This is a genomic window from Brachybacterium sp. HMSC06H03, from assembly GCF_001807385.1.
GTDB lineage: Bacteria > Actinomycetota > Actinomycetes > Actinomycetales > Dermabacteraceae > Brachybacterium > Brachybacterium conglomeratum.
In genome coordinates, this window is the sequence record NZ_KV788792.1 from 1 (window position 1) to 4,816 (window position 4,816).

The following is a 4,816-nucleotide window of genomic DNA, read 5'->3' on the forward strand; positions in this document are numbered from 1 at the left end:
GCGGCGGCGCCGACCACGACCACCAGGAACGGCGCCCGCACCAGCAGCAGCACCACCGCGACGCCCAGCCCGGCCAGCCGCGCGTCCAGCACGACCTCCGTCCCGTCGGCCGCGGTCTGGGTCGCCACCAGCGCCCCCAGCAGCGCGATCGGCAGCAGGCGCGTGATCCGCGCGATCCGGGGGCGCTCGAGCACGTCCTGCGGCGCCTGGTAGCCGATCCACTTCTGCACGAAGGACAGCACCGACGCGGCGATCACCGCGATCCACAGCAGGCTCATCGCCGCTCCTCCTCGTCCGTCGCGGGCTCGTCGTCCGACGCATCGACCTCGGGCGCTGCGTGCCCCGTCGCCCCGCGACGGGACGGCAGCAGACCGGCCACCACCGCGACCAGCGCCGCGGCGAGCACCGGCAGCCCGGCGGGCAGCACCGGCGTGGTCAGCAGCGCCACGAACGCCGCGGCCACCGCGATCGCGACCGCGTCCCCGCTGCGCAGCCGCGGCCACAGCAGCGCGATGAACGCCCCGGCCGCGGCGGCGTCGAGCCCCCAGGCCGCGGGATCGGCGATGTGCTGACCGGCCAGCGCGCCTGCGAGGGTGAACAGGTTCCAGAAGACGTACACCCACACCCCGGCAGACCAGAACCCCGCCCGACGTTCCGCCTCGGTCGTGCCCGCCGCCGCCAGCGCTGCGGACTCGTCGATCGTCAGCTGCGCGCGGGCCGCGCCCCTCGCCCCGCCGCGCGGCAGCGAGGGGGCGAGGATCAGCCCGTACAGCGTGTTGCGGATCCCCAGCAGCAGCGAGGCGAGCGCCGCGCCGAGGGCGGAGCCGCCCCCGCCCACCACGCCCACGAAGGCGAACTGGCTGCCGCCGGTGAACATCACCGCGGAGAGCACCATCGCCTGCCACAGGTCGAGCCCGGAGGCGGTCGCGAGCGCGCCGAAGCTGATCCCGTACAGCCCCGTCGCCAGCCCGATCGAGAAGCCGGTGCGACGGATCGTGCGCAGGGACGCACCAGGGGTGTCGGGGCGCGGTGACGGGGCGGGGACGGCGGCGGTCATGATGCTCGACACTCTACGATCACCTGCCCGGACATCCTCCGCGCGTCCGCCAGGGGATATGAGATTCTGACGGCATGACGGACTCCCAGGATCCCGACCCCGACACCGCCCTGCCGCTGTGCACCGGCGCCCTGCTGCTGGACATGGACGGGACCCTGATCGACTCGGGCCCCGCCGTCGAGCGGTCCTGGAACACGCTCCTGCGCGAGCTGGGCACCGACCTCCGATTCGGCCACGCCCATCACGGCATGCCCGCCCGCCGCATCCTCGCCCAGATCCTGCCCGAGGCGAGCGAGGCCGAGCTCGACGCGGCCCACCGCCGCATCGAGGAGCTCGAGATGCAGGACGTGGAGGGGATCGTCGTCCTGCCCGGCACCGAACGGCTGCTCGCCGAGCTCGACGCCGCCGCCGAGACCCTGGGCCGCGCGAGCTGGACCATCGTCACCTCCTGCACCCGGCCCCTGTTCGAGGCCCGCTGGTCCCGCACCGGGCTGCCCGTGCCCGAGGGGCTGGTCACCGCGGACCAGGTCACCCACGGCAAGCCCGATCCGGAGCCGTACCTCCTGGGCGCCGAGCGGGTCGGGGTCGAGCCCTCCCGCACCGTCGTCCTCGAGGACTCCGTCGGCGGGCTCCGCGCCGGGATCGCCGCTGGCGCCCGCACCGTCGCCGTGACGACGACCACCCCCGCCGGGGAGCTGTCCCCGCTCGCGGACGCCCTGGTCACCTCGCTGGACGACCTCGAGGTCCGCGTCGAGGGCGAGGACCTCGTCCTCGCCCGCCGCGGAAGCTGACCGTCGCGCCGCGCCTGCTCCGTCGGCCGCGGCCCCGTTGATACCCTTGGGCGGCCCGACCGGTCCGTCCCGCGCCCTGCGGACGACGTCCCCGACGTCGTCGCCCCACGGCGGCGAGCGTCCGGACCGAGGGCGCAGCCGTCCCCCTCGAAAGGACTCGCCCCATGTGCGGAATCGCCGGCACCTACGGATACGGCGCTGACACCGAGCGGATCGCCCGCCGGATGAGCGGCGCCCTGGCCCACCGCGGTCCCGACGGCGAGGGCCTCTTCGTCGACGGCGAGGCCGGGCTGGCCCACCGGCGCCTGGCCATCATCGACCGCGAGCACGGCGCCCAGCCGATGACCACCGCCGACGGCCGCTACACCATCGTCTACAACGGCGAGACCTACAACTACCTCGAGCTGCGCGCCGAGCTCGAGCAGCTCGGGCACACCTTCCGCACCGACTCGGACACCGAGGTGCTGCTGGAGGCGCACGCCGAGTGGGGCACCGCCGCCTACGACCGCTTCAACGGCATGTTCGCCTTCGCGATCCACGACGCGACCACCGGCACCGTCACCCTCGCCCGCGACCACTTCGGCATCAAGCCGCTCTACTACCGCGTGGACCCCGCCTCCGAGGCCGGCGGGGCGCCGAAGGTCGTCTTCGGCTCGGAGATCCGCTCCCTGCTCGCCTCCGGCACCTTCGAGGCCGCGCCGGACGACCGCGCCGTCTACCGCTACCTGAAGTTCCGCGTCCAGGACGACGACTCCCGCACCTTCTTCGCCGGCGTGAACCGCCTGATGTCCGGCGAGGTGCTCGAGATCCGCCCCGACGGCACCGAGGTGCGCTCCTTCACCCGGCTGAAGGAGGAGCTGCGCGAGATCGCCGCCCGCCCCAGCCGCCCCTACGACCAGTCGGTCGTGGACGAGTACCGCGAGCGCTTCCAGGACTCCGTGCGGATGCGCCTGCAGTCCGAGGTCCCCGTCGGCACCTCCCTCTCCGGCGGGCTGGACTCCTCCGCCGTCGCCGCCGTGATCGCGCGCCAGCTGCGCGAGCAGCCCGAGGACGCGGGCTACGAGGCGGTCGGCTCCCGCCAGAACACCTTCTCCGCCGTCTTCCCGAACTCCTCCAACGACGAGGAGCGCTACGTCGACGCATTGCTGGACGAGAACCGCGGCCAGATCACGGCCCACAAGATCCACCCGCAGCCCGAGGCGTTCCTCGAGGACCTCCACGACTTCGTGCGCACCCAGGAGGAGCCGATCATCTCGACCGGCCCCTACGCGCAGTACGCCGTGATGCGCGAGGCCAGCCAGCACATCACCGTGCTCCTGGACGGGCAGGGCGCCGACGAGATGATGGCCGGGTACAACCCGTACTTCTACGTCTACCTGCGCCAGCTACGGCGCCAGAAGCGGTTCAAGGAGCTCGCCTCCGAGGTCGTCGGCTCCCGCGACATCCTCCGCAAGCTCGCCCGCACCAAGTTCTCCGGCCGCACCTCCGTGCCGATGGAGGCGCTGCTGAACTCCGGCTTCGTCGCCGAGCACAGCGGCGAGAAGGTCACCTCCGTCCAGGACGACCTCAAGGAGCGCCTGCTCGAGGACACCTTCCGCTCCTCCCTGCCCTCGCTGCTGCGCTACGAGGACAAGAACACGATGCGCTTCAGCATCGAGGGGCGCGTCCCCTTCGTCGACAAGGAGCTGCTGAAGTTCCTGTTCTCCCTCGACGAGTCCGCGATCATCCACGACGGCTGGAACAAGCGGATCCTGCGCGAGGCGATGGACGGGATCCTCCCCGACATGATCTCCAAGCGCCGCAACAAGATCGGCTTCACCACCCCCGAGGGGGAGTGGTTCCGCTCGATCGCGCCGCAGCTGCGGGACGTCTTCGCCTCCGCATCCTTCGCCTCCCGGCCCTACTTCGACGCGCCGAGCGTGCTCGCGCTGTTCGACGACTACATCGCCCATCCGGAGAACCACGGCACGCTGATGTTCTGGCGCCTGCTGAACGTCGAGCTGTGGATGCGCACCTTCTTCGACGACGCCGAGGGCGCCACCCGCGCGCTCGGCGGCTCGGCCGACGAGGCCGCGCTCGCCGCGGCCCCGGCCCCCGCCGCCGTCGCCGCGGAGCCCGCGGCCGAGGAGGAGGTCGTGCCCAAGAGCGACTACGTCGCCAACGAGGGCAAGCAGCTCGACCTCGTCTCCGAGGTCGACGGCCGCACCTGGCGCCGCCTGCCGCTGCAGACCGCTCTGGTCGCCCGCGGCGACGACGTCGAGCGGATCGCCCGCGAGCGGGTCGAGGCCTTCGCCGCGTCCCTGCCGGGCGGCGTCGTCCCCGACGGCGCGCCCTGGTACTTCGTGATCAGCGAGAAGATCATCGCGATCACGCAGGGCCGCTCCTGGTTCACCTGGGAGATCAGGCCCCGCCGCTCCGCCAAGGTGCTCAGCCGCTTCGTCTCCCGCACCCCGGCCGGCATCGGCCTGGGGGACCCGACCACGATGGAGCTCGCGATCCGCGAGGTGGGGCTCCCGCGCGTCGTCGCCGCCTCCGCCGTCGGCGCCGCGGGCAAGGTCGTCGGCAGGCGCGGCCTGTTCTACGAGGTCGTCGGCGCGAACGTGCGCGCGATCGACGGGCCCACCCCGTACTCCGCCTTCCCCTCGAACGTCTCCGCGAAGCTCCCGCCCAAGGACCCGGACGCGGTCGCCGCGCGGATCTCCGCCGCGATCCGCGGCGCGGACATCCCCGCCGCGCTGCGCGACAGCTTCGTCGGCACGGTCGTGATGGACGCCAACGACATCGGCCGCAACGTGCTGGGCTCGGACGTGCCCACCACGAACGAGGTGCTCGAGGCGACCTTCGCCGACAACCCCCTCGGCCAGGGCCGCCAGCGCACGCCGCTGGCGATCCTCGTCGACCTCGGCGGCGCGGACCGGCGCTGAGGAGGTCGCGGAGGCGGGCCCTCGCCCCGCCGCCGTCCCCCGCG

Annotated in this window: 4 protein-coding genes; 2 read left to right on the forward strand and 2 right to left on the reverse strand. The window is 73.1% G+C overall.

Annotated elements, in window-relative coordinates; genetic code table 11:
* The coding region (locus HMPREF3159_RS08835) for an AzlD domain-containing protein (protein ID WP_070500695.1) at window positions 1–278 on the reverse strand (278 nt) is incomplete at its 3' end.
* The gene (locus HMPREF3159_RS08840) at window positions 275–1,057 is read right to left on the reverse strand and encodes an AzlC family ABC transporter permease (protein WP_083305885.1); all 783 of its coding nucleotides are present in this window, start codon (window positions 1,055–1,057) and stop codon (window positions 275–277) included. The genes HMPREF3159_RS08840 and HMPREF3159_RS08835, both read right to left, overlap by 4 nt.
* Window positions 1,058–1,131: 74 nt before the next feature.
* Here HMPREF3159_RS08840 and HMPREF3159_RS08845 point away from each other — a divergent pair, with 74 nt between their 5' ends.
* Together HMPREF3159_RS08845 and asnB are read left to right on the forward strand one after the other, a co-directional pair.
* Window positions 1,132–1,848 carry an HAD-IA family hydrolase gene (locus tag HMPREF3159_RS08845; RefSeq protein ID WP_070500697.1) on the forward strand — a complete coding sequence of 239 codons (717 nt, stop codon included), beginning with the start codon at window positions 1,132–1,134 and terminating at the stop codon, window positions 1,846–1,848.
* 164 nt (window positions 1,849–2,012) lie between these two features.
* The gene (gene asnB, locus HMPREF3159_RS08850; RefSeq protein WP_070500698.1) at window positions 2,013–4,772 is read left to right on the forward strand and encodes an asparagine synthase (glutamine-hydrolyzing); all 2,760 of its coding nucleotides are present in this window, start codon (window positions 2,013–2,015) and stop codon (window positions 4,770–4,772) included.
* Window positions 4,773–4,816: the final 44 nt, after the last annotated feature.